Genomic DNA, 25,040 nt, shown 5'->3' with positions numbered 1-25,040 from the left:
TGTAAGCCTGTGAAGGTGAGTTGAGAAGCTTGCTGGAGGTATCAGAAGTGCGAATGCTGACATGAGTAACGACAATGCGAGTGAAAAACTCGCACGCCGAAAGACCAAGGTTTCCTGCGCAACGTTAATCGACGCAGGGTTAGTCGGTCCCTAAGGCGAGGCTGAAAAGCGTAGTCGATGGAAAACAGGTTAATATTCCTGTACTTCCAGTTATTGCGATGGAGGGACGGAGAAGGTTAGGCCAGCCTGGCGTTGGTTGTCCAGGTTTAAGGTGGTAGGCTGAAATCTTAGGCAAATCCGGGATTTCAAGGCCGAGAGCTGATGACGAGCGCTCTTTAGAGTGCGAAGTGGTTGATACCATGCTTCCAAGAAAAGCTCCTAAGCTTCAGATAACTGGGAACCGTACCCCAAACCGACACAGGTGGTTAGGTAGAGAATACCAAGGCGCTTGAGAGAACTCGGGTGAAGGAACTAGGCAAAATGGCACCGTAACTTCGGGAGAAGGTGCGCCGGCGAGGGTGAAGGACTTGCTCCGTAAGCCCATGCCGGTCGAAGATACCAGGCCGCTGCGACTGTTTATTAAAAACACAGCACTCTGCAAACACGAAAGTGGACGTATAGGGTGTGACGCCTGCCCGGTGCCGGAAGGTTAATTGATGGGGTTAGCGCAAGCGAAGCTCTTGATCGAAGCCCCGGTAAACGGCGGCCGTAACTATAACGGTCCTAAGGTAGCGAAATTCCTTGTCGGGTAAGTTCCGACCTGCACGAATGGCGTAACGATGGCGGCGCTGTCTCCACCCGAGACTCAGTGAAATTGAAATCGCTGTGAAGATGCAGTGTATCCGCGGCTAGACGGAAAGACCCCGTGAACCTTTACTATAGCTTTGCACTGGACTTTGAGCTTGCTTGTGTAGGATAGGTGGGAGGCTTTGAAGTGGGGACGCCAGTTCTCATGGAGCCATCCTTGAAATACCACCCTGGCAACCTTGAGGTTCTAACTCAGGTCCGTGATCCGGATCGAGGACAGTGTATGGTGGGTAGTTTGACTGGGGCGGTCTCCTCCCAAAGAGTAACGGAGGAGTACGAAGGTGCGCTCAGACCGGTCGGAAATCGGTCGTAGAGTATAAAGGCAAAAGCGCGCTTGACTGCGAGACACACACGTCGAGCAGGTACGAAAGTAGGTCTTAGTGATCCGGTGGTTCTGTATGGAAGGGCCATCGCTCAACGGATAAAAGGTACTCCGGGGATAACAGGCTGATACCGCCCAAGAGTTCATATCGACGGCGGTGTTTGGCACCTCGATGTCGGCTCATCACATCCTGGGGCTGAAGCCGGTCCCAAGGGTATGGCTGTTCGCCATTTAAAGTGGTACGCGAGCTGGGTTTAGAACGTCGTGAGACAGTTCGGTCCCTATCTGCCGTGGACGTTTGAGATTTGAGAGGGGCTGCTCCTAGTACGAGAGGACCGGAGTGGACGAACCTCTGGTGTTCCGGTTGTCACGCCAGTGGCATTGCCGGGTAGCTATGTTCGGAAGAGATAACCGCTGAAAGCATCTAAGCGGGAAACTTGCCTCAAGATGAGATCTCACTGGGATCTTGAATCCCCTAAAGGGCCGTCGAAGACTACGACGTTGATAGGTTGGGTGTGTAAGCGCTGTGAGGCGTTGAGCTAACCAATACTAATTGCCCGTGAGGCTTGACCATATAACACCCAAGCAATTTGCTTTGCAGATTGCGGTGGTGAAGACGAAACGAACCGAAAGTTCGAAGCGACTCACAAAGATCACATATCCGAATTGGCTGGCGTGTCTGCAAAGACGCACTGGCAACCGAATTTCTTGACGACCATAGAGCATTGGAACCACCTGATCCCATCCCGAACTCAGCAGTGAAACGATGCATCGCCGATGGTAGTGTGGGGTTTCCCCATGTGAGAGTAGGTCATCGTCAAGATTCATTTCGCAAAACCCCTATCTGCGCGAGCAGGTAGGGGTTTTGTCTTTCTGGCGTTCGCCAGGTCGCATCGCTCCCCCACGCCGACACCACGCACGCCACGGGACAAGCCTGCCTCTACAGGGTATGGTTCCGTCAGCGCACCCCGTCTTCCAGAGAGCACCCAATGGCCAACAGCACGTCACTGCACCCAGGTTTCATGATCGTCCAGGGCAACCGCCTGGACGATTTGCGCAACCTGGTCGTGAGCGTGATGCGCAACTATCCTCTGGCGCCTCTGGAGAACGAAATCGCCCTAGTGCAGAGCAACGGTATTGCCCAATGGCTCAAGCTCGCACTGGCCGAAGATCCGCAGGACGATGATCAAGGCGGCTGCGGTATCGCTGCGGCCATCGACGTCCAGTTGCCCGGCACTTTCATGTGGCAGCTCTATCGCCTCGTGCTGGGCCGCGACGAGATTCCCGAGGTGTCGCTGCTCGACAAGGCACCGCTGACCTGGCGCCTGGTGCGCTTGCTGCCAGCACTGATCGAGCGACCGCACTTCGAGCCACTCAAGCGCTTTCTCACCGACGACAACGACCTGCGCAAGCGCTACCAGCTCGCCGAACGTCTGGCTGACTTGTTCGACCAATACCAGGTCTACCGCGCCGACTGGCTCAAGGACTGGGCCGCTGGAGAGCACGTGCTCAACACTGCCCGCGGCGAGCGCAAGCCCCTGGCGGATGGCAACCGCTGGCAGGCCGAGTTGTGGCGTGCATTGCTCGACGATGTCGGTGCAGAGGGTATGGCGCAGAGCCGTGCCGGCGTCCATCAGCGTTTCATCGCGCGCATGGATACCCTTGAGCAAGCTCCCGCGGGCCTACCGTCGCGGGTAATCGTCTTTGGTATCTCGTCGCTGCCGGCCCAGGCCCTTGAAGCCCTGGCCGGGCTGGCCCGCTTCAGCCAGGTATTGCTGTGCGTGCACAACCCTTGCCGCCATCATTGGGGGGATATCGTCGCGGACAAAGACCTGCTCCGGCACCAGTACAAACGCCAACAGCGCAAGCACGGCATGCCCCTGCAACTGGACGACGAATCGATGCACCAGCACGCTCATCCGCTGCTGGCCGCCTGGGGTAAGCAGGGCCGTGACTACATCAACCTGCTCGATAGCTACGATGATCCAAACAGTTACCGTGGTGTCTTCAGCGACGGGCGCATCGACCTGTTCAGCGACGCCCAGCCCACCACGCTGCTCAACCAGTTGCAGGACGACATCCTCGAACTGCGTCCCCTGGCTGAAACCCGCGACACCTGGCCTGCCATCGATCCCAGCCGCGACCGTTCGGTACGTTTCCACATCGCCCATAGTCCGCAGCGCGAAGTGGAGATCCTCCACGACCAGTTGCTTGCGCGCTTCAGCAGCGATCCGACCCTGCGGCCGCGCGACGTCATCGTCATGCTTCCGGCCATCGATGACTACGCCCCGCATATCCGCGCTGTCTTCGGCCAACTCGACCGCCATGATCCGCGCTACATCCCCTTCACCCTCACCGACCAGGGCCAGCGCGGCCGCGATCCATTGCTGATCGCCCTGGAGCATCTGCTCAAGCTCCCCGACAGCCGTTTCGCGGTGAGCGAGATCCTCGACCTGCTCGATGTCCCCGCCGTGCGCGCCCGCTTCGGGATCAAGGAGAGTGACCTGCCGACCCTGCACCGCTGGATCGAGGGGGCCGGCATCCGTTGGGGGCTGAGCGGTGAACAACGTGCACGCCTCGGGTTGCCCGAAGGCCTGGAGCAGAACAGTTGGCGGTTCGGCCTGCGCCGGATGCTGCTGGGTTACGCCGTAGGTGTCGGCGAGGCCTGTGACGGCATTGAGCCCTATGACGAGATCGGTGGCCTCGACGCGGCCCTTATCGGCCCGCTGGTGGCCCTGCTCGATGCCCTGGACGTGGCGTTCCAGACACTCGCCGAGCCGGCCAGCCCCGTGGTGTGGGGGGCGCGCCTGCATGCGCTGTTGCAGGTGTTCTTCCTCGCCGAGGAGGAGCACGACGAGCTGCTGCTGGTGCAATTGCAGGACCTGCGTGATACCTGGCTGGAAACCTGCGAGACCGTCGGCCTGTACGATCCACTGCCGCTCACGGTCGTGCGCGAGGCCTGGCTGTCGGGGTTGGACCAGGGCAAGCTGTCCCAGCGTTTCCTGGCCGGCTCGGTGAACTTCTGCACCTTGATGCCCATGCGCGCCATCCCATTCCGCGTAGTCTGCCTGCTGGGCATGAACGACGGCGACTATCCTCGCGCCCAGCCGCCGTTGGACTTCGATCTGATGGCCAGCGATTACCGTCCTGGCGATCGTTCGCGCCGCGAAGATGACCGCTACCTGCTGCTCGAGGCGCTGCTGTCTGCCCGCGACCAACTCTATGTGAGTTGGGTGGGGCGCAGTATTCGCGACAACAGCGAACGCCCAGCCTCGGTGCTGGTTGGCCAGTTGCGCGACCATCTTGCCGCCGGTTGGCAACTGGCCGGTGCCCAGCAAGGCCTGCGTGATGACCCCGGCCAGCAGTTGTTGCATGCCCTGACCCAGGAGCATCCCCTGCAACCCTTCAGCCTGCGCTACTTCCAGAAGGGCAGCGCACTGTTCAGCTACGCCCACGAATGGCAGGTATTGCATCAGCCCGTCGAGCCGGTCTCGGAGGTCGATCAGGCGCTGCCGCCCTACGACAGCGATGAGCCACTGAACCTGACGCAACTGCAGGATTTTCTCCGCCATCCGGTCCGGCATTTCTTCAGCCAGCGCCTCAAGGTGTTCTTCGAAGCGCTGGAGGCGCCAACGCCGGACGAGGAGCCTTTCGTGCTCGATGCCCTGCAACGCTACAGCCTCAGCGAGCGGCTGCTTGGCGCTGCATTGGCCACACCCGACGACGCCGAACAGGCGCTGCGTACCCAGGCCCGACGCCTGCAGGCATGTGGGCTGCTGCCATTGGCGGGTTTCGGCGAGTCGCTGCAGGCGGAACTGATCCAGCCCCTGCCAGACCTACTGCAACGCCATCGCCAGCTGTTGCAGCGCTGGCATACCGTGGTAGAGGGCGCTCTGCCGCTGCACTTCGAGCGTGGCCCGCAGCGCCTGGAAGGTTGGCTTGGGCGCGTCTATCAGGATGATGAACAGAGCCTTCTGAGCATCACCACCGTGCCCAACAGCCTGGGTGCCGGGCGCAACAGTCTCAAATGGCATCGGCTGATTCCAGCGTGGGTCATGCACCTGGCGGCCTGCGCTGCCGGTTATCCATTGCACACGGCCCTGGTCGCCAGTGACCGCACCTTGCTGCTCGCACCGATGGCCGCGGCACAGGCGGGGGATCTGCTTGCCGACCTGCTGGTGGCGCGTCAGGCTGCAATGAATGCGCCCCTGCCGGTGGCGCCCAAGACTGCTTTCGCCTGGCTGGCCCAGCCAGACCCGGACAAAGCCCAGGCTGCCGCCGAGCGCGCCTATGAAGGCGACGGCCAGAACAGCTTCGGCGAGCGCAGCGAGAGCCTTGCACTGATGCGTCAGTTCCGCGACTTTGCTGCGCTCACGGCCGACGAGACCTTCGAAGGCTGGTGCGAATCCCTCTACCGACCCCTGTTTGCCGCCGCCTGGCAGACCCAAGGCAATCCGGAGACCGCCGCATGACCCAGGCCCGTCCCTTGGCCCTGAGCTTTCCCCTGCACGGCAGCCAGCTGATCGAAGCCAGTGCCGGCACCGGCAAGACCTTCACCATCTCGGCACTCTACCTGCGTCTGATCCTCGGCCATGGCGGCGAGCAAGGCTTCGCCCGCGAGCTGCTGCCGCCGCAGATTCTCGTCGTGACCTTCACCGACGCTGCGACCAAGGAGCTGCGCGAGCGGATTCGCGCGCGCCTGGCCGAGGCTGCACGTTTCTTCAGGGGCGAGCTGGACGACGCCGACCCCTTGCTGCACCTGCTGCGCGACGATTATCCACAGGAGCTCTGGGGCCGTTGCGCCAGTCGCCTGGAGGTCGCAGTGCAGTGGATGGACGAAGCGGCGGTCTCGACCATTCACGGCTGGTGCCAGCGCATGCTGCGCGAGCATGCCTTCGACAGCGGCAGCCTGTTCACCCAGAGCCTGGAGACCGATCACAGCGAGCTGCTCGGCCAGGTCATGCGCGATTACTGGCGGCGCTTCTGCTACGGCATGCAGGGCGAAGCGCTGGCCTGGGTGCGCAGCCATTGGGTGAGCCCGGACGCGTTGCTGCCACGCATCCGTCCGTTGTTCGGCCGCGTCAGCAGGGAAGACGACGGTGCCGATCCACAGGCGCTGATCGAATCCGCTCTGCAGCGACGCCAGGCGCAACTGGGCGCGCTGAAGGCTCCCTGGGGCCAGTGGGCCGACGAGCTGCACGAAATCTGCCGCGCGGCGGTGGCCGCCAAGCAGGCCGATGGCCGCAAGTTGCAGGCGCGTTACTTCGACCCCTGGTTCGACAAACTGCGCGCCTGGGCGGGTGACGAGCAGGCCATGGAGCTCGACCTGGGCACCGGCTTCACCCGCCTGACGCCTGCAGGCATGGCCGAGGCCTGGAAATCGGGCGAGCCACCGGAGCATCCGGCATTGCACGCCATGGAGACACTGCGCGAAACCTTGCAGGGGCTGCCTGGCCCCGATTCGGCGGTGCTGGAACATGCTGCCGCGTGGGTGGCGGCGCGTTTCGAAGTGGAGAAGCGCCGGCGCGCCGAAATGGGTTTTGACGATATGCTGTTGCGCCTCGAGCAAGCGCTGCGTAGCGAGGCCGGCGAGCGCCTTGCCGCGCTGATCCGCGAGCAGTTCCCCGTGGCCTTGATCGACGAGTTCCAGGACACCGACCCGGTGCAGTACGGCATCTTCGAGCGCATCTACCGGATCGCCGAAAACCGCCCGGAAACCGGCCTGTTCATGATCGGCGATCCCAAGCAGGCGATCTACGCCTTCCGCGGCGCCGATATCTTCACCTACCTCGGTGCCCGCCGTGCCACGGCTGGGCGCCTGCACAGCCTGGACACCAACTACCGCTCCAGCCAGGCCATGGTCGAGGCGGTCAACCGCGTGTTCCTGCTGGCCGAGCAACGCCCCGAAGGCAAGGGGGCGTTCCTGTTCCGCGAGGCCAACGACAACCCGCTGCCGTTCATCGAGGTTCATGCCAAGGGCCGCAGCGAGCGCCTGCTGATCGACGGCCAGCCCTGCGCCGCCCTGCATTGCTGGCAGTTGCACAGTGACGAGCCGGTTGCCAACACACTGTACCGTCAGCAACTGGCCGCCAGCTGCGCCAGCCATATCGTTGCCCTGCTCAACGGCGGCCAACGAGGTGTGACGGGGTTTGCCAATGCGCAGGGCGAAGTGCGCGGCTGTCTGCCTTCGGACATCGCCATCCTGGTGCGCGATGGCCGCGAGGCGCAGTTGGTCCGTGCCGAGCTGGCTGCCCGTGGGGTACGCAGTGTCTATCTGTCGGACAAGGATTCGGTCTTTGCCGCCCAGGAAGCCCACGACCTGCTGGCCTGGCTCAAGGCCTGCGCCGAGCCCGACGCCGAGCGCCTGCTTAAGGCCGCCCTGGCCAGCCTGACGCTGGACCTGCCGTTGCTCGAACTGGAGCGGCTTAACCAGGACGAGCGGGTCTGGGAAGACTGGGTGATGCGTTTTCGTCTGTACCGCGACACCTGGCAGCGCCAGGGCGTACTGCCCATGCTGCGCCGCCTGCTGCATGACTTCCAGCTGCCACGCACGTTGATCGCTCGCACCGACGGTGAACGTGTGCTGACCAACCTGCTGCACCTGGCCGAACTGCTGCAACAGGCGGCCGGAGAGCTGGATGGCGAGCAGGCCCTGATCCGTCACCTGGCCGAGCACCTGGCCAATGCCGGGCAGGCCGGTGAAGAGCAGATCCTGCGCCTGGAGAGCGACGAGCAACTGGTCAAGGTCGTGACCATCCACAAATCCAAGGGCCTGGAGTACCCGCTGGTCTATCTGCCGTTCATCTGCACCAGCAAACCGGTGGATGGCCAGCGCCTGCCATTGGCCTGGCACGACGACGATGGCCAGGTGCTGCTGACGCTTACCCCCACCGACGAGCAGATTGCCCTGGCCGACGATGAGCGTCTGGCCGAAGATCTGCGCCTGCTCTACGTGGCTCTGACTCGTGCCCAACATGCCTGCTGGCTGGGTGTTGCCGACCTCAAGCGCGGCAGCCAGAAAACCTCGCAATTGCACCGCTCGGGTCTGGGTTACCTGCTGGGCGGCGGCGCCCCATTGGCGGCTTCCGTGCAGTTGGCCGACTGGCTGCAGGCACTGTGTGCCGAGGGGGCGCCCATTGTCTGTACACCGCTGCCCGACGCTGACGAACAGTGTTATCGCGCGCCGCAGGACGGCGCTGAACACCTGCCTGCGCGCAAGCCGCGCCGCGCCGCGGCAGAGCAGTGGTGGATCGCCTCCTACAGTGCCTTGCGCGTCGGCGACCAGAGTCTCGGTGCCGACAGCTCCCAGGCCCAGCAATTGCTCGACGATGAGAACGTCGACGCACAGCGGCTGCGTGAAGTCCCGGCGGAAAACGGCGATATCCACCGCTTCCCTCGCGGGCCGAACCCCGGCACCTTCCTTCACGGCCTGCTCGAGTGGGCCGGGCGTGAAGGGTTTGCCGACGTGGTCAGCCAGCCTGCGTTGATCGAACGCACTGTCGGCCAACGCTGCAACCGCCGCGACTGGACCGGATGGATCCCGACCCTGGTGCCCTGGCTGCAGCAGCTGCTGACCCAGGCCATGCCGCTGTCGTCGGATGGCCCGGTCCTGACCCTGGCGCAGCTTCAGCAGTACCAGATCGAGATGGAGTTCTGGTTCGCCAGCCATCAGGTCGACGTGCTGCGCCTCGATCAGCTCGTCGTCCGCCACACCCACGGTGGCGCCGCGCGACCGGCAGCGCTGGCGACCCAGCTCAATGGCATGTTCAAGGGCTTCATCGACCTGGCGTTCGAGCTGGACGGGCGCTACTACGTGGCCGACTACAAGTCCAACTGGCTCGGCCCCGATGGCAGCGCCTACAGTACCCTGGCCATGGAACAGGCGATCCTCGACCACCGCTACGACTTGCAGTACGTGCTCTACCTGCTGGCCCTGCATCGCCAGTTGCGCGCACGGCTGCCCGACTACGACTACGACCGCCATGTGGGCGGTGCCCTGTTCATCTTCCTGCGCGGTATCGGCGGCGCCGGCCATGGCCTGTATTTCGCCCGGCCGCCACGTGAGCTGATCGAGCAGCTCGATGCGTTGTTTCGCGGCGCCTGTGCGCCCGAGCAGCAGGACCTGTTTGCCGGAGCCGCACCATGAGCCGCACCCTTGATGACCTGTTGCCGACACCGTTGCAGGCCGAGCACCTGGCGGCCCTTGCGCCGTTGAAACACAGCCAGGACCTGCTGGCCCTGCTCGACCGTTGGGTCGAGCGCGGCTGGTTGCGTGCGCTGGACCGGGCATTCGTCAGCTTCCTCGAGGAGCGTGAGGCGGGCAGCGATCCCTTGCTGTTGCTGGCTGCGGCGCTGGCCAGTCACCAGTTGGGGCATGGGCATGTCTGCCTCGACCTCGAGCAGACCCTGGCCGAGCCCGATTTCGCCTTGTCGCTGCCGCCAGAGGGCGATGCGTTGGCGGGGCCTTTGCTGTTGCCGTCGCAGTTGCTCGCCACGCTCGAACCGAGCACCTGGCGCCAGCGCATCGCGGCCAGTCGGCTGGTGGCGTTGGGCGATGCCGAGGGCCAGGACGCGCGGCCTCTGGTACTCAGCGGTCAGCGTCTGTACCTGCGCCGTTACTGGAGCTATGAACGGCGCATCGACCGGTCGCTGCAGCAACGCATCGTGGCGGACGAGTCGATTCCCGCCGACCTGCCCGTGCGCCTGGAGCAGTTGTTCGAGGACGGCGCCCCGGCCGGTCAGGTGGACTGGCAGAAGCTCGCCTGTGCCCTGGCGACGCGTGCCGCGTTCAGCATCATCACCGGTGGCCCGGGCACCGGCAAGACCACCACGGTCGTACGCTTGCTGGCCTTGCTCCAGGGACCGGCGGTGGAGCAGGGCAGGCCCTTGCGCATCCGCCTGGCCGCACCCACCGGCAAGGCTGCTGCGCGCCTGACCGAATCCATCGGCCAACAGGTCGAGCGTTTGCGGGTCAGCGCCGAGGTACGGGCGCAGATTCCTACCGAAGTGAGCACGGTACACCGCCTGCTGGGCAGTCGCCCCGGTTCGCGGCATTTTCGGCATCACGCCGGTAACCCACTGCCGCTGGACGTGCTGGTGGTCGATGAAGCGTCGATGATCGATCTGGAAATGATGGCCAACCTACTTGATGCCTTGCCAGCGCAGGCTCGCCTGGTGCTGCTGGGCGACAAGGACCAGTTGGCCTCGGTGGAGGCCGGCGCGGTGCTCGGCGACCTGTGTCGGTATGCCGAAGAAGGGCGTTACACGCCCGCCACCCAGGCCTGGCTCGAGCAGGTCGGCGGCCAATCGCTGCAGGGCAGCGGTCTGCAGCCAGGTGATGCGCAGCAGCATGCGCTGGCCCAGCAGGTGGTGATGTTGCGTTACTCCCGGCGTTTCGGCGAAGGCAGTGGCATTGGCCAGTTGGCGCGCCTGGTCAACCTGCAGCAAGCCCGCCAGGCGCGGGATCTGCTGAGCATGCCGCCTGAGGATGTGTTCGGCCTGTCCCTGCGTGGCGAGCATGACCGCGCCTTCGATCGCCTGCTGCTGGACGGTCTGGGCCGCGGTGAGGACGGCCCGCAGGGGTATCGCCACTATCTGCGCAGTATCGGTCGCCATCGGCCGGCGCCAGGCACCCCCGCCGATGCCCCGACGTGGGAGCAATGGGCTGCCCTGGTGCTCAACAGCTTCGAAAGCTTCCAGCTGCTGTGCGCGGTGCGCAAAGGGCCCTGGGGGGTGGAAGGGCTGAACGAGCGTGTGGCGCGGGTGCTGCACAACGCTGGGCTGATCGATACCCGCCAGCCCTGGTACGAGGGCCGTCCGGTGCTGGTCACCCGCAATGACTACGGCCTCGGCCTGATGAACGGTGATATCGGCATCGCCCTGCGCCTGCCCGACGAGAATGGCGAGCCATTGCTGAGGGTCGCCTTCCCGCGCAACGACGGCTCGGGCGGGGTGCGCTTCGTGTTGCCCAGTCGCCTCAATGAAGTGGAAACGGTGTTCGCCATGACCGTACACAAGTCCCAGGGCTCGGAGTTCAGCCATACCGCGCTGGTGTTGCCTGATGCGCTAAATCCTGTGCTGACCAAGGAACTGGTGTACACCGGCATCACCCGTGCCAAGCACTGCTTCAGCCTTGTGGAACCACGGGCGGGAGTCTTTGAGGAGGCTGTCGAGCGCAAGGTGCGTCGGATTTCTGGCCTAATGCTCGACCAAGGGTGACATTCGTCAATACCTTGGCACTGCGGCCTTATGCTATCGTGCGGGTTATCTGAATCTAATTTGAGAGATTTCCCACATGACAGTGGTTGTCTCGCCCAGGGGGCGAGTGACGGGCTGTGTGCTTTCGCTAGTGATTGCCGCCCTGTCGCTGTTCGCCTCACCGGCCTGGGCGGACCCCCCTGCCACTGCAGCCCAGGTGCAGCAACGCGCCAAAGCGGTGACCCAGGTCGTGCTGGGTATCTTCAGCTATGCCCGCTGGCCTGCTGATCCTTCGCCGCTGCGCCTGTGCCTGGTCGGCCCCACCGAATATGCCGACGACCTGATCAAGGGCAATGTGCAGAATGCCGGCCAGCCCCTACAGGTGCGTCGCCTGCTCGTCGACGATTCGGGCGTTTCCGGCGCCTGCGACGCGGTGTACATCGGCAAGCTCGACGCCGGACAGCGTGACCGCCTGTTCCAGGCTCTGGTCGGGCATCCGGTCTTGAGTATCAGCGAGGCCGATGACCCGTGCACCGTCGGCAGCCTGTTCTGCCTGCACGTCGATGACGAACAGGTCAGCTTCGATGTGAACCTCGACTCGGTGGCTCGCAGTGGCGTGCGCATCCACCCCAGCGTGCTGCAATTGTCGCGGCGCAGGGCGGCGCAACCATGAAACTTACCGGCAGCCGCAGGACGCGGCCGACCTTGCGGTCAGTGCTGGGGCGAGGGCACCTGGGTGTCGCGCTGATCGCCGTCGGACTCGTGGGCGTGTCCCTGACCGTGCTCGGGGTAGCGGCATTGCGCGTCTATGCCAATCACAACCTGCACCTGATCGCCCGCTCGATCAGCTATACCGTGGAGGCGGCGGTGGTGTTCGACGACAGCGGGGCGGCCAGTGAAGCCCTGGCGGTGATTGCCGCCACCGAAGAGGTGGCAGATGCCAAGGTCTTCGACAGCCAGGGCGAGCTGCTGGCGCACTGGCAACGCGATGACACGGGCTTGCTGGCACCACTGCAGCGCCAGGTGGCCAAGGCCTTGCTGGGCGAGGCCATCCACCTGCCGATCGTCCGTCAGCAGCGCACGGTCGGACACATCGAGCTGCTGGGCCAGGGCGGCAGCCTGCTGCGTTTCCTGCTCAGCGGCCTGGCGGGCATCCTCTTTTGCAGCTTGCTCAGCGCCGCAGTCGCCATCCACCTGTCGCGCCGGCTGTTCGGCGATATCGTCCGTCCTCTGCGGGGCCTGGCCAGCGTCGCCCATGCGGCGCGGCGCGAGCGCAGCTTCGACCGGCGCGTGCCCGAGACGCGGATTGCCGAGCTCAATGAGCTGGGCAACGACTTCAACGCGCTGCTCGACGAGCTGGAGGTCTGGCAGAGCCACTTGCAGAGCGAGAACGAGACCCTCGCGCACCAGGCCAGCCATGACAGCCTCACCGGCCTGCCCAATCGCGCCTTCTTCGAAGGGCGCCTCAACCGTTGCCTGCGCAACGCCGCCCGGCAGCAGGACCATTTGGCGCTGCTATTCCTCGACAGTGACCACTTCAAGCAAATCAACGACAACCTCGGCCATGCCGTTGGCGACGAGGTGCTGATCAATATCGCCAGCCGCGTGCGTGCGCAGTTGCGCGAGCACGACCTGGTGGCGCGCCTTGGCGGTGACGAATTCGCGGTACTGCTGACCCCCCTTCATTCGCGCGAGGATGCCCAGCGCATCGCCGAGAAGATCGTCGCCAGCATGAGGCTGCCGATCCTGCTGGACGATGGCCAGCGCGTCAGCACCTCGCTGAGTGTCGGCATCGCCTATTACCCGGACGATGGCCAGGATTCGGCCAGTCTGCTCAATGCCGCCGATGCGGCGATGTACCAGGCCAAGCGCAATCGGCGCGGCCATTGGCAAGTGGCCCAGACGGAACGCTGAGCCAAGGATATGAACAACAGGAGCTGAACCGTGAAATACCCCGTTTCCCTACTGCGTTTTTCCATGCTGGCCATGTTGCTGGCGGTATTGGCCTTGACCGGTTGCCAGACCGTACCGCCCAGCGGGCTGACCCCTGAACAGATTGCCGTGCTCAAACGCGAAGGGTTTACCCCAAGCGACGAGGGCTGGGCGTTCGACCTGTCGGGCAAGGTGCTGTTCGGCAGTGACCTGGACGGGCTCAACGGCCAGAGCCAGGCGATTGTCGAGAGGATCGGCAAGGCGTTGCTGTCGGTGGGCATCAAGCGTGTGCGCGTCGACGGCCATGCCGATGCCTCGGGCAAGGCGGCCTATAACCAGCAGCTCTCCGAGCGTCGGGCCCAGAGTGTGGCCAAGGCGTTGATCAACGTCGGCATGCGGCCGCGCAACATCGAGACGCGTGGGTTGGGCAGCAGTCAGCCGGTGGCGGACAACCGCACCAGTGCCGGGCGTACCGAGAATCGGCGGGTGTCGATCGTGGTGGCGTCGAACTGAGGAATCGGGGAATGGCACCGGTGCCATCCGCCTCAATCCTGTGCAAACACCATCTCCCGTGTCTGCCCCATCAACAGCGGCGCATTCGCCTCGGTCACATCGCGGATGTAATCCCACAGTAGGGTGATCCGCTTCAGCTTGCGCAGGTCCTCCCGGCAGTACATCCAGAACTGCCGCGTCACCTCCACCTCCTGCGGTAGCACCGTCACCAGCCGGTCGTCCTGCGCCGCCAGGAAGCACGGTAGGATCGCCAGCCCGCGTCCCTGCAGGGCAGCGGTGTACTGCGCGATCACGCTGGTGCTGCGCAGGTGGGCGCTGGCGTTGGGGATGAGGTTGGCCAGGTACAGCAGCTCGGAACTGAATGCCAGGTCGTCCACGTAGCTGATAAACGGATGGCGCACCAGGTCGGCGACCTGGCGGATCGGTTCGTGGTGGTCGAGGTACTCACGGGTGGCATAAAGGCGCAGGCGGTAGTCGCACAGCTTGCAGCACACGTAGGGCCCATGCTCGGGGCGCTCCAGGGCGATGACGATGTCGGCTTCGCGCTTGGACAGGCTGATGAAGTGCGGCAGCGGCAGAATGTCCACCGAGATCGCCGGCCAGGTGTCGACGAAGCGGCTCAACTGTGGGGTGACGAAGAAGCTGCCGAAGCCCTCGGTGCACCCCATGCGTATGTGCCCCGACAGCGCAACGCCCGAGCCCGACACCTGCTCGCAGGCCATGTGCAGGGTGCTTTCGATCGACTCGGCATAGCCCAGCAGGCGCTGGCCTTCGGCGGTCAGCACGAAACCGTTGGTTCGCGATTTCTCGAACAGCAAGGTACCCATCGCCCCTTCCAGCGAGCTGATGCGCCGCGACACCGTGGTGTAGTCCACGGCCAGGCGTTTGGCTGCACTGCTGGCCTTGCGGGTGCGCGCTACCTCAAGAAAGAACTTGAGGTCGTCCCAGTTCAGCGCGCTGAGGGAGGTCAGGTCTTTTTGCATGTTGATCCGGTTTTTTTGTGCATTCTTGTTGGATGTTTGCACATCTATACTCGAACTCAGCCCCTGCACGCCACCCCGTTCGCTGCGGCGTAGGCGTCTTCGTTCCGACAATAATTCCAAGGAGAGCGCAGATGAACGCACCCCACACGCCCCACACCCAGGTCGAGCAGGTCAAGCTGCTGATCGACGGCCAATGGGTCGAGTCCAAGACCACCGAATGGCGCGACATCGTCAACCCGGCCACCCAGCAGGTACTGGCGCGCGTTCCCTTCGCCACCCCCGAGGAAGTCGCCGCGGCAGTCGCTGCTGGCGAACGAGCCTTCAAGACCTGGCGTGACACGCCGATCGGTGCGCGCATGCGCATCATGCTCAAGTTGCAGGCGTTGATCCGCGAACACAGCAAGCGCATCGCCGCGACCCTGAGCGCCGAGCAAGGCAAGACCCTGGCCGATGCCGAGGGCGATATCTTCCGTGGCCTGGAAGTGGTCGAGCATGCGGCGTCCATCGGCACCCTGCAGATGGGCGAGTTCGCCGAGAACGTCGCCGGTGGCGTCGATACCTATACCCTGCGCCAGCCCATCGGCGTGTGCGCCGGTATCACCCCATTCAACTTCCCGGCGATGATCCCGCTGTGGATGTTCCCGATGGCCATCGTCTGTGGCAACACCTTCGTCCTCAAGCCCTCCGAGCAGGACCCGCTGTCGACCATGATGCTGGTCGAGCTGGCGCTCGAAGCCGGCGTGCCGGCCGGTGTGCTCAACGTGGTGCACGGCGGCAAGCAGGTGGTCGATGCGATCTGCACCCACCCGGACATCAAGGCGATCTCCTTCGTGGGCTCCACCGAGGTGGGCACCCATGTCTACAACCTTGGCAGCCAGCACGGCAAGCGCGTGCAGTCGATGATGGGCGCCAAGAACCACGCCGTGGTACTGCCCGACGCCAACCGCACCCAGACCATCAACGCCCTGGTCGGCGCGGCCTTCGGTGCGGCAGGCCAGCGTTGCATGGCCACGTCGGTGGCGGTGCTGGTGGGCAAGGCGCGTGAATGGCTGCCGGATATCAAGGCGGCGGCAAGCAAGCTCAAGGTCAATGCCGGCAGCGAGCCGGGCACCGATGTCGGGCCGGTGGTTTCCAAGCGCGCCAAGGAGCGTGTGCTGGGGCTGATCGAAAGCGGCATCAAGGAAGGCGCCAAGCTCGAGCTGGACGGCCGCGACGTGAAGGTGCCGGGGTACGAGCAGGGCAATTTCGTCGGCCCGACCCTGTTCTCCGGGGTGAAGACCGACATGCAGATCTATACCCAGGAAATCTTCGGCCCGGTGCTGGTCACCCTCGAGGTCGATACCCTCGACGAGGCCATCGCCCTGGTCAATGCCAACCCGTTCGGCAATGGCACCGGCCTGTTCACCCAGAGCGGCGCGGCAGCGCGCAAGTTCCAGAGCGAGATCGACATCGGCCAGGTCGGCATCAACATCCCGATTCCGGTGCCGGTGCCGTTCTTCAGCTTCACCGGTTCGCGCGGCTCCAAGCTCGGCGACCTCGGCCCGTACGGCAAGCAGGTGGTGCAGTTCTACACTCAGACCAAGACCGTCACCGCCCGCTGGTTCGACGACGACAGCGTCAACGACGGTGTGAACACCACCATCAGCCTGCGCTAAGGAGACTGCCATGCGCATTGCATTCATCGGTCTGGGCAACATGGGCGCGCCCATGGCCCGCAACCTGATCAAGGCCGGGCATCAGCTCAACCTGTTCGACCTGAACAAGACCGTGCTGGCCGAGCTCGCCGAACTGGGTGGGCAGATCAGCACCTCGCCCAAGGATGCCGCCGCCAACAGCGAGCTGGTGATCACCATGCTGCCGGCCGCGGCCCATGTGCGCGGCGTGTACCTGAACGAGGACGGCGTGCTTGCCGGCATCCGCCCCGGCACGCCGGCGTTGGACTGCAGCACCATCGACCCGCAGACCGCCCGCGACGTGTCCAAGGCCGCGGCGGCCAAGGGCATCGACCTGGGTGATGCGCCGGTGTCCGGTGGCACCGGCGGCGCGGCGGCCGGCACCCTGACCTTCATGGTCGGCGCCAGCGCCGAACTGTTCGCCACGCTCAAGCCGGTGCTCGAACAGATGGGGCGCAACATCGTGCACTGCGGTGAGGTCGGCACTGGCCAGATCGCCAAGATCTGCAACAACCTGCTGCTGGGCATCTCGATGATCGGCGTGTCCGAGGCGATGGCCCTGGGCAACGCGCTGGGGATCGACACCCAGGTGCTGGCCGGCATCATCAACAGCTCGACGGGCCGTTGCTGGAGTTCAGATACCTACAACCCCTGGCCGGGCGTGATCGAGACCGCCCCGGCATCGCGCGGTTACACCGGTGGTTTCGGTGCGGAACTGATGCTCAAGGACCTGGGCCTGGCGACCGAGGCCGCGCGCCAGGCGCACCAGCCGGTGATCCTCGGCGCTGTGGCGCAGCAGCTGTACCAGGCCATGAGCTTGCGAGGCGAGGGCGGCAAGGATTTCTCGGCGATCGTCGAGGGGTATCGCAAGAAGGATTGATACGCGAGTGGGCTTGATCGCGGGCTGGATGGCCTTTCCCCTGTTACTGCGCACCAGGGGGGGGGCGCCGGTTCCGCGATTTTTTTTGCCCGCTGCACGCGGCTCAGTCGGGTAGCAGGCGATCGCGGCTGTTGGACAGGTGCAGGCAGATCGCCGCCCTGGCCGCTTCCGGGTCCTGGCGGCGGATGGCGTTGAGAATCGCCTCGTGTTCCAGGTTGGCCAGATAGGCATGCCCCGCCAGGTTGGCCCCGGCGCGCTCGGCCTGGGCCATGCGTTTGCGCGGGATCAGGCCGTCACCCAGTTGTGCCATCATCTCGCTGAAATACAGGTTGCCGGTGGCCTCGGCGATCAGCAGGTGGAAGCGCCGGTCGGCTTCGATGCAGCTGTCACCGGCGGCGGCCAGGTCCTGGTAGTCGTCCAGGGCCTGGCGCATCTGCGCCAGTTGCCGGTCGTTGCGGCGCAGGGCCGCCAGCGCGGCGGCCTGGCCCTCCAGGCCGATGCGCAGTTCCAGCAGGTCGCGCACGCTGGCTGCGTTCTCGGGGCCTACGCGCAGGCCGGAACGGGCCTGGCGTTCGATGACGAACGTACCGATCCCGTGACGTGCCTGCACCAGGCCCGCAGCCTGCAGCTTCGACAGCGCCTCGCGGACCACGGTGCGGCTGACGCCATACTCGCGCACCAAGGTGTTTTCCGAGGGCAGCTTGTCGCCCGGCTTGAACGTGCCCAGCAGCAATTGCTGGGTGAGGCTCGAGACCAGGTCGTGGGCGCGGCTGTGGGTGCGGGGCATGGCGTGGGCTCTAAGTAATACCTGTGGAAGCGGCGGCTCGCCGCTGCGACGTGTTCAGCGAAAGGACTCGGCTGAACGCCCTCACATTACTTGTATGACAAGTTATCCACAAAGATTTTTTTCATCCTGATATTCACCCTCCCATTGCCTTGGGTAATCGACCTTATAAAAGCATTTCGCCGATTTTTACCCAGTTAAACGCTTGTATTTTGCTTTTTTCGCTCAATTTTCAACTTGTCGTACAACTCCGTCGGGAATATGCTCATTTCCACCTGGATGTCAGACAACTGCCTCGTCTACCGCCAGCACCCTCAATAAAAACAATGACTGGGAGATATCCCGTGAACGACACCCCCCCTGCGTCTGCCTTGCCCGGCGACGATGCGCTGGCCAGCGCCGTGACCAAGGTCAAGCGCCATGTCCTGCCGCTGTTCGTCATCATGTTCGTGGTCAACTACCTGGACCGCGTCAATATCGGCTTCGTCCGCCCACACCTTGAAAGCGACCTGGGCATCAGCGCCGCCGCCTATGGTTTCGGTGCCGGTCTGTTCTTCATCGGCTATGCATTGTTCGAGGTGCCGTCGAACATGCTGCTGCAACGGGTCGGTGCGCGTCTGTGGCTGACCCGCATCATGTTCACCTGGGGCCTGGTCGCCACCGCCATGGCCTTCGTGCAGAACGAAACCCAGTTCTACGTGCTGCGTTTTCTGCTCGGGGTCGCCGAAGCCGGCTTCTTCCCCGGGGTGATCTACTACTTCACCCGCTGGCTGCCCGCCGCTGAACGTGGCAAGGCGATCGCCATCTTTCTCAGCGGCTCGGCCCTGGCCTCGCTGATCTCAGGTCCGTTGGCCGGTGCGCTGATGCAGATCCAGGGCATGGGCCTGCACGGCTGGCAATGGATGCTGTTCATCGAGGGCATGGCCTCGGTGATCCTGTGCTTCTTCGTGTTCTTCTGGCTCGACTCCCGCCCGCAGGATGCCAAGTGGCTGAGCCAGGCCGAGCAGCATGCGCTGGTCGAAGCCATCGACCGCGAGCAGCGCGAGCGAGAGGCGGGCGGGGTGATCAAGACCTCGGCCTGGCGCCTGCTCAAGGACCGCCAGATCCTGCTGTTCTGCCTGATCTACTTCTGCATCCAGTTGACCATCTACGCCGCGACCTTCTGGCTGCCGAGCATCATCAAGCGCATGGGCGAGCTGAGCGACCTGCAGGTCGGCTTCTTCAACTCGATCCCCTGGCTGATCTCGATCCTGGCGATGTACGCGTTCGCCGCCGGGGCCGCACGCTGGAGATTCCAGCAGGCCTGGGTCGCCGCCGCGCTGGTGGTGGCCGCCATCGGCATGTTCATGTCGACCACGGGCGGGCCGGTGTTCGCCTTCGTTTCGGTGTGCTTCGCCGCCATCGGCTTCAAGGCCGCCTCGTCGCTGTTCTGGCCGATTCCGCAGGGGTACCTGGATGCGCGCATCGCTGCGGCGGTGATCGCACTGATCAACTCGGTGGGCAACCTCGGCGGCTTCGTTGCGCCCACCACCTTCGGCCTGCTCGAGCAGCAGACCGGCTCGATCCAGGGCGGGCTGTATGGCCTGGCGGTGACCTCGGTGCTGGCCGCCATCGCCGTGTTCTTCGTCCGCACCCGTGTCAAGGGTGCCCCTGTCCCTGACCTCAAGGCCTCATCGGCCCTGGGCCAATCCCATTGAACGCCTGCCAGACAAGGACAATGACCATGCAGACGACGCCTCACTCCTCGACCCCGGTCGTCACCGACCTGCGCGTGATTCCGGTGGCCGGCCACGACAGCATGCTGCTCAACCTGAGCGGCGCTCACGGCCCGTTCTTCACCCGCAACATCGTGGTACTGCGCGACAGCGCCGGCAACACGGGCCTGGGCGAGGTGCCTGGCGGCGAGAACATCCGCCAGACCCTCGAAGACAGCCGCAGCCTGGTGGTCGGCCAGCCGATCGGCCATTACCAGCGCGTGCTCAATGCCATGCGCCAGACCTTCGCCAACCGCGATGCTGGCGGGCGCGGGCTGCAGACCTTCGACCTGCGTATCACCGTGCACGCGGTGACCGCCATCGAGTCGGCCCTGCTCGACCTGCTCGGCCAGCACCTGAACGTGCCGATGGCAGCGCTGCTGGGTGAAGGCCAGCAGCGCGAGTCGGTGAAGATGCTCGGCTACCTGTTCTACATCGGCGACCGTACCCGCACCGATCTGGCCTACCACAACGAAGCCGAGGCCGATGACGACTGGCTACGCTTGCGCCACGAGCAAGCCCTGACGCCCGAGGCGGTGGTGCGCCTGGCCGAGGCCGCCAAGGCCCGCTACGGCTTCAACGACTTCAAGCTCAAGGGGGGCGTGCTGCGTGGCGAGGAAGAGATGGAGGCTGTCACTGCGCTGGCCGAGCGTTTCCCCGAAGCGCGCATCACCCTCGACCCCAACGGTGCCTGGTCGTTGAAGCAGGCCATTGCCCTGTGCCGCGACAAGCACGATGTGCTGGCCTACGCCGAGGATCCGTGCGGCGCGGAGAATGGTTATTCCGGCCGCGAAGTGATGGCTGAGTTCCGCCGCGCCACCGGCCTGCCCACCGCCACCAACATGATCGCCACCGACTGGCGGCAGATGGGCCACGCTATCCAGTCGCAGTCGGTGGACATCCCGTTGGCCGACCCGCATTTCTGGACCTTGCAGGGCTCGGTGCGGGTGGCGCAGATGTGCCATGACTGGGGCCTGACCTGGGGTTCGCACTCCAACAACCACTTCGATATTTCCCTGGCCATGTTCACCCAGGCGGCGGCTGCCGCGCCGGGCGAGATCACCGCCATCGACACCCACTGGATCTGGCAGGACGGCCAGCGTCTGACCCGCGAGCCGCTGCGCATCGTCGACGGCCATGTACGGGTGCCGACGCGGCCGGGGTTGGGCGTCGAATTGGATGAAGACCAACTGATGAAGGCCCATGAGTGCTACCGCAACATGGGCCTGGGCGCCCGGGATGACAGCGTGGCGATGCAGTTCCTGGTGCCGGGGTGGACCTTCGACAACAAACGGCCTTGCCTGGTGCGTTGAGGCGATTGACCCGCCTGTGTGCAGGCTTGCCCGTGAGAAGGATCGCGCAGTGATTGGTGCCAGCAAACCGCTGCCAATCACCGCGCCCCAGCGCCCTTTACGCAGACGTTATCCCCCGCTCGAACAGCACCACCGCCGCCCGCACCTTGCGCCCACCGAACAGGCTCATGCGCTGGAACTCGCCGTGGCTCACCGGCAGGTGCTGGCAGTCCAGCGCCAACCGGTGCCGGCCGTGGTCGGTGTCCGGATCGTGCAGGTAGACGAAGTCGGCATTACAGCCAGTCACCAGCACCCAGTGCGGCGCCTTGCTGCCGGTCAGGCGGTAGTTGCTGATCAGCACCAGTGCCAGGCCGCCCTCGGCCAGCAGTGACGGCAGGTCGAGCGGGCCGTAGCCGAGTTGCACGTCGGTGCCCTGCAGTTGCGTGCAGAAATCCTCGTGTACCAGACGCATCACCTCTTTCTTGTTGGTCTGGCGCACGCCATCGAGAAACAGCGGGCCGTCGTTGCTCAGTTGCAGGTGCACGCGAAAACCACGGCGCCAGGCGGCCAGGGCCAGGCCGTGCGGGCTGCAACCGCCGTGTCCTGAGGTCATGAACACGGTGGTTGCCTCGCGCCACAGGCGCACCTCTTCCTGGCGTGTCGGTTGCAACTGCGGGCGCAGCGCGGCCATGGCCATCAACAGGCACGCCGGGCCACAGGTGAAGTCGGTGGTCTGCGGGTAATAGGGCACCGCGCGTGCCTCGCTGGTCGGGCGCTGGAGGATGCGCTTCTCGTAACGCAGGGCGCTGACGTGGTCCTCATAGTAGTCCTCGACCTGGGCGAAGCGTCGGTAGCCGTGGCGTTCGTACAGTGCGATGGCGCGCGGGTTGTCGACGCGCACCTCCAGGCGCAGGTAGGCGCGATCGTGCTCCAGTGCGCAGCGCTCGGCACGTTCCAGCAGTCGCGCACCAAGCCCTTCACCGCGCGCCGCTGGGGCGATGGCGATGGAGTACAGCCGCGCCAGCGAGGTGTTGCGATGGAACAGCAGCAGCGCGTAGCCCATCAATTGCCCATCGCGCTGTGCCACCAGCAAGCTGGCGTTGGCGTGGGCAATCATCCAGCGCAGGCTGCGGGCGTTGAGCCGGTCCGAGACGAAGCACTGGTTCTCGAGGGCCAGCAAGGCCGGCAGGTCTTCAAGTGTTGCCAGGCGAAATTCGATTTGCATGGGGCCGCCGTAAAAGTTGCGTAATGAAACGAGACATTCGAAAAACATCGTGCTTAATAGAAGCGTGTGTCCCAAACACAGGGCTTCAGGCAATGTCTTCGTTTCAAGAAACCTTATCGACCGGCTCCGAGGAAAGTGCGTTATCCGGCGTGCACGCTGCGAGTTATCCGCCGACGGGCACCCCCAAGTCAAGTCAATTGATGATTATCGTGGAGCGCCGTGAGGACTGGGCTTCGTACCTTCCAAGCGAAGATATGATGACCGCTCAGGAATACCTCGAACAATCGCCAGATCCTTCGCCAGGTCAACGTGTGCAAGTTATAAACTTGTGCCGAAACTATAAGTATCTGGGTCACGGTTATTATTGTTCTTTATTAGCCGAGGCCCGGGGTCATCATGTCATTCCGTCTGTAAAAAGTATCAGCGAACTGACGCGCAAGTCGTTATATGGGTTGGCGCTGGATGAGATGGCAGGCCGCCTGGAAAGTGCGTTGGTCAATCACCCTTATGGCGAAACCGAAGGTTTCACCTTGAGCCTGTATTTCGGTCGAACCGATCTGGAACCGCTGCAGGACATCGCTCGGCAGTTGTTCGAGGCGTTTCCCTGCCCGATCCTGCTGGTGGAGTTTCGCAAGACCACCTCCTGGCACATCGCCGGGGTCAAGGCCGGGGCGTTGCACAAGTTGCGGGAAAACCAGCAGGACCAGTTCGCCAACGCCCTGGACGGTTTCAGCCGCAGGATCTGGCGCCAGCCACGCTCACGGCGGATGGCGCGCTACGACCTCGCCATCCTGCATGACCCCGACGAGGCCCTGCCACCGTCCAATGCCAAGGCGCTGGAGCAGTTCGTCAAGGCCGGCCACCGCTTGGGTATCGATGTCGAGCTGATCGAGCGCAAGGACTACGCCCGCCTGGCTGAATACGACGCCTTGCTGATCCGTGAGACCACCAGCGTCGACAACCACACCTACCGTTTCGCCAAGAAGGCCGAAAGCGAAGGGCTGGTGGTGATGGACGATCCGGCGTCGATCCTGCGTTGCACCAACAAGGTCTACCTGACCGACCTGCTGCGCAGCAACCGCCTGGCCATGCCGGCCAGCGAGATTCTCTACCGCGACAACCCGCAGGACCTGGAGCGGGTCGGCGAGCGCCTCGGTTTCCCATTGGTGCTGAAGATTCCTGACGGTTGTTTTTCCCGGGGGGTGATCAAGGTCAAGGACCAGGCCGAGCTGCTCGAGGCGACCAGCGAGCTGTTCGAGCACTCGGTGCTGCTGCTGGCTCAGGAGTACCTCTACACCGAATACGACTGGCGTATCGGCGTGCTCAACCGCAAGCCGATCTTTGCCTGCCAGTACTTCATGTCCAAGGGCCACTGGCAGATCTTCAACCACCAGGCCAAGCGCGACGAGGTCAACGGCGAATGCCGCACCCTGGCCGTGCACGAAGCGCCACGGGCGGTGGTGGAGTTGGCGGTCAAGGCCGCCAACCTGATCGGTGACGGGCTGTACGGGGTGGACCTCAAGCAGGTGGGCGAGCGCGTGGTGGTCATCGAGGTCAACGACAACCCCAACCTGGATGCCGGCATCGAAGACGCCTACCTGCACGAAGATCTCTACACCTTGGTACTCGAAGAGTTCATCCGCCGCCTGGAGCAGAAGCGCCGCGGCCAGGCCTGGTAAGGAGGATTGAGCATGATCACCTGCTATACCCTGGCCCACGGCCAGTTGCGCGAAGGTGACGGGCTGGACAGCGAGGTGCTGCTGTTCGTCGACCCCGACAGCGCCGAGCGCGAACTGCTGCAGGCATGGTTCCACCTGGATGCCCACGCCCTGGCCTCGGCGCTGGACCCGGACGAGGTGTCGCGCATCGAGGCGCATCGCGACGGCCTGTTCCTGATCTGGAAGCGCCCACAGAACTACTCCGGTGGTGACAGCTTCGCCTTTCAGGTGTCCTCCTTCGGCCTGTTGCTGGATGAACGTCGCCTGGTACTGATCGCCCCGGACAGCTCGCCCCTGGACGGCCTGGGCAATCGCCATGCGCTCGAGCGCCCGCTGGATGTGCTGCTGGGCATCCTGCTCGACAACCTGCACCACTACCTTGGCCACCTGAAGGTGATCAAGCTGGTTGGGCGCGAGTTGCAGCAGCGCTTCGAGCAGTTGCTGGAAAACCGTCACCTGATGCAGATGTTCAACCTCAGCGAGAGCCTGATCCACTACATCAACGCCATCCACAGCAACGGCGCAGTGCTTGCCCGCCTGCGCAGCCACGGCGAGAAGCAGCATTTCGACGCCGCTGCGCTGGCGCTGATCGACGACCTGGTCATCGAGAACACCCAGTGCCACAAACAGGCCGAGATCTACTCGATGGTGTTCGCCGGGCTGATGGACGCGCGCGGCAACCTGGCCAACAACGCGATGAACGAAACCTTGCGCAAGCTCACCCTGATCAACGTGGTGTTCCTGCCGCTGAACCTGATCGCCAGCATCGGCGGGATGTCCGAGTTCAGCATGATGACGGCCGGGGTGCCGTGGTGGGCGTCCTATTCGTTGCTGGTGCTGGCGATGATGCTGCTGGGGGCGGGAATGGTACTGGGGCTCAAGCGCATGGCGCGGAGGATGGCATGAGCAATCTGCAGATAGGGCTGTGCGTGGTGTCGGTGATCGTGATCTTCGCGGTGG

15 protein-coding genes and 2 rRNA genes (1 of these 17 cut by a window edge) are annotated in these 25,040 nt (G+C 64.1%); 14 read left to right on the top strand and 3 right to left on the bottom strand.

The features are described from left to right. The 8 genes from AB688_RS24565 to AB688_RS24530 all read left to right on the top strand — a co-directional run. Positions 1–1,703: ribosomal RNA gene (locus tag AB688_RS24565) — 23S ribosomal RNA — on the top strand (it extends 1,190 nt beyond the left edge of the window). 133 nt (positions 1,704–1,836) lie between these two features. After that, a 5S ribosomal RNA gene (rrf, locus tag AB688_RS24560) occupies positions 1,837–1,952 on the top strand. A 166-nt stretch (positions 1,953–2,118) separates the two neighbouring features. After that, a complete protein-coding gene (gene recC / locus AB688_RS24555) occupies positions 2,119–5,601 on the top strand; it encodes an exodeoxyribonuclease V subunit gamma (protein WP_063546228.1) in 3,483 nt (1,160 codons plus the stop codon). Further along, a complete protein-coding gene (gene recB / locus AB688_RS24550; protein ID WP_063546226.1) occupies positions 5,598–9,275 on the top strand; it encodes an exodeoxyribonuclease V subunit beta in 3,678 nt (1,225 codons plus the stop codon). Before recC ends, recB begins: the two co-directional genes overlap by 4 nt. Beyond that, the gene (recD, locus tag AB688_RS24545) at positions 9,272–11,347 is read left to right on the top strand and encodes an exodeoxyribonuclease V subunit alpha (RefSeq protein ID WP_063546224.1); all 2,076 of its coding nucleotides are present in this window, start codon (positions 9,272–9,274) and stop codon (positions 11,345–11,347) included. Before recB ends, recD begins: the two co-directional genes overlap by 4 nt. 76 nt (positions 11,348–11,423) lie before the next feature. After that, on the top strand, positions 11,424–11,999 hold the full coding sequence (locus AB688_RS24540) for a YfiR family protein (RefSeq protein ID WP_416767831.1): 576 nt from the start codon (positions 11,424–11,426) through the stop codon (positions 11,997–11,999). Continuing rightward, on the top strand, positions 11,996–13,240 hold the full coding sequence (locus AB688_RS24535; RefSeq protein WP_063546222.1) for a diguanylate cyclase domain-containing protein: 1,245 nt from the start codon (positions 11,996–11,998) through the stop codon (positions 13,238–13,240). Before AB688_RS24540 ends, AB688_RS24535 begins: the two co-directional genes overlap by 4 nt. A gap of 63 nt (positions 13,241–13,303) precedes the next feature. Next, the gene (locus AB688_RS24530) at positions 13,304–13,771 is read left to right on the top strand and encodes an OmpA family protein (protein WP_081255350.1); all 468 of its coding nucleotides are present in this window, start codon (positions 13,304–13,306) and stop codon (positions 13,769–13,771) included. A 32-nt stretch (positions 13,772–13,803) separates the two neighbouring features. On the opposite strand, the gene AB688_RS24525 is transcribed toward AB688_RS24530, so the two are convergent. Then, positions 13,804–14,754, bottom strand: coding sequence for a LysR family transcriptional regulator (locus AB688_RS24525; RefSeq protein WP_063546220.1), 951 nt, complete (start codon positions 14,752–14,754; stop codon positions 13,804–13,806). 131 nt (positions 14,755–14,885) lie between these two features. On the opposite strand from AB688_RS24525, the gene AB688_RS24520 reads away from it, so the two are divergent. Beyond that, the gene (locus AB688_RS24520) at positions 14,886–16,409 is read left to right on the top strand and encodes a CoA-acylating methylmalonate-semialdehyde dehydrogenase (protein ID WP_054894278.1); all 1,524 of its coding nucleotides are present in this window, start codon (positions 14,886–14,888) and stop codon (positions 16,407–16,409) included. Between the two features lie 10 nt (positions 16,410–16,419). Beyond that, positions 16,420–17,307 (top strand): 3-hydroxyisobutyrate dehydrogenase, encoded by an 888-nt coding sequence (gene mmsB / locus AB688_RS24515; protein WP_063546218.1) that lies wholly within the window; start codon positions 16,420–16,422, stop codon positions 17,305–17,307. Positions 17,308–17,410: 103 nt separating this feature from the next. Here mmsB and AB688_RS24510 read toward each other — a convergent pair whose 3' ends face one another. Then, positions 17,411–18,094, bottom strand: coding sequence for a FadR/GntR family transcriptional regulator (locus AB688_RS24510; RefSeq protein ID WP_054894280.1), 684 nt, complete (start codon positions 18,092–18,094; stop codon positions 17,411–17,413). 341 nt (positions 18,095–18,435) lie between these two features. Between AB688_RS24510 and AB688_RS24505 the strand changes: the two genes are divergently transcribed. Both AB688_RS24505 and gudD read left to right on the top strand, forming a co-directional pair. Continuing rightward, complete coding sequence (locus tag AB688_RS24505; RefSeq protein ID WP_063546216.1) at positions 18,436–19,788, top strand: MFS transporter; 1,353 nt, start codon at positions 18,436–18,438, stop codon at positions 19,786–19,788. Between the two features lie 20 nt (positions 19,789–19,808). Next, positions 19,809–21,158, top strand: a complete 1,350-nt coding sequence (gene gudD, locus AB688_RS24500; RefSeq protein ID WP_063546214.1) for a glucarate dehydratase — start codon at positions 19,809–19,811, stop codon at positions 21,156–21,158. Positions 21,159–21,255: 97 nt separating this feature from the next. Here the strand turns inward: gudD and AB688_RS24495 are convergent, their stop codons facing one another. Beyond that, on the bottom strand, positions 21,256–22,362 hold the full coding sequence (locus tag AB688_RS24495; protein WP_063546212.1) for a peptidase C39 family protein: 1,107 nt from the start codon (positions 22,360–22,362) through the stop codon (positions 21,256–21,258). A 200-nt stretch (positions 22,363–22,562) separates the two neighbouring features. On the opposite strand from AB688_RS24495, the gene AB688_RS24490 reads away from it, so the two are divergent. Next, on the top strand, positions 22,563–24,041 hold the full coding sequence (locus AB688_RS24490) for a RimK family protein (RefSeq protein WP_231100340.1): 1,479 nt from the start codon (positions 22,563–22,565) through the stop codon (positions 24,039–24,041). 12 nt (positions 24,042–24,053) lie between these two features. Next, positions 24,054–24,986, top strand: coding sequence for a magnesium transporter CorA family protein (locus AB688_RS24485; RefSeq protein ID WP_063546208.1), 933 nt, complete (start codon positions 24,054–24,056; stop codon positions 24,984–24,986). The last annotated feature ends 54 nt before the right edge of the window (positions 24,987–25,040 follow it).

The organism is Pseudomonas putida (assembly GCF_001636055.1).
GTDB lineage: Bacteria > Pseudomonadota > Gammaproteobacteria > Pseudomonadales > Pseudomonadaceae > Aquipseudomonas > Aquipseudomonas machongensis.
Note: the sequence above shows the minus strand (reverse complement) of the source record. Positions and strands in the feature narration are given on the sequence as shown.

Excerpts from the sequence above, each read along its gene's own strand:
- AB688_RS24525 (WP_063546220.1), bottom strand. The coding sequence starts at position 14,754 with ATGCAAAAAGACCTGACCTCCCTCAGCGCGCTGAACTGGGACGACCTC.
- mmsB (WP_063546218.1), top strand. The coding sequence starts at position 16,420 with ATGCGCATTGCATTCATCGGTCTGGGCAACATGGGCGCGCCCATGGCC.
- AB688_RS24540 (WP_416767831.1), top strand. The coding sequence starts at position 11,424 with ATGACAGTGGTTGTCTCGCCCAGGGGGCGAGTGACGGGCTGTGTGCTT.
- AB688_RS24510 (WP_054894280.1), bottom strand. The coding sequence starts at position 18,094 with ATGCCCCGCACCCACAGCCGCGCCCACGACCTGGTCTCGAGCCTCACC.
- AB688_RS24520 (WP_054894278.1), top strand. The coding sequence starts at position 14,886 with ATGAACGCACCCCACACGCCCCACACCCAGGTCGAGCAGGTCAAGCTG.
- AB688_RS24530 (WP_081255350.1), top strand. The coding sequence starts at position 13,304 with ATGCTGGCCATGTTGCTGGCGGTATTGGCCTTGACCGGTTGCCAGACC.
- AB688_RS24485 (WP_063546208.1), top strand. The coding sequence starts at position 24,054 with ATGATCACCTGCTATACCCTGGCCCACGGCCAGTTGCGCGAAGGTGAC.
- recD (WP_063546224.1), top strand. The coding sequence starts at position 9,272 with ATGAGCCGCACCCTTGATGACCTGTTGCCGACACCGTTGCAGGCCGAG.
- gudD (WP_063546214.1), top strand. The coding sequence starts at position 19,809 with ATGACCATGCAGACGACGCCTCACTCCTCGACCCCGGTCGTCACCGAC.
- recB (WP_063546226.1), top strand. The coding sequence starts at position 5,598 with ATGACCCAGGCCCGTCCCTTGGCCCTGAGCTTTCCCCTGCACGGCAGC.
- AB688_RS24495 (WP_063546212.1), bottom strand. The coding sequence starts at position 22,362 with ATGCAAATCGAATTTCGCCTGGCAACACTTGAAGACCTGCCGGCCTTG.
- recC (WP_063546228.1), top strand. The coding sequence starts at position 2,119 with ATGGCCAACAGCACGTCACTGCACCCAGGTTTCATGATCGTCCAGGGC.
- AB688_RS24535 (WP_063546222.1), top strand. The coding sequence starts at position 11,996 with ATGAAACTTACCGGCAGCCGCAGGACGCGGCCGACCTTGCGGTCAGTG.
- AB688_RS24490 (WP_231100340.1), top strand. The coding sequence starts at position 22,563 with ATGATTATCGTGGAGCGCCGTGAGGACTGGGCTTCGTACCTTCCAAGC.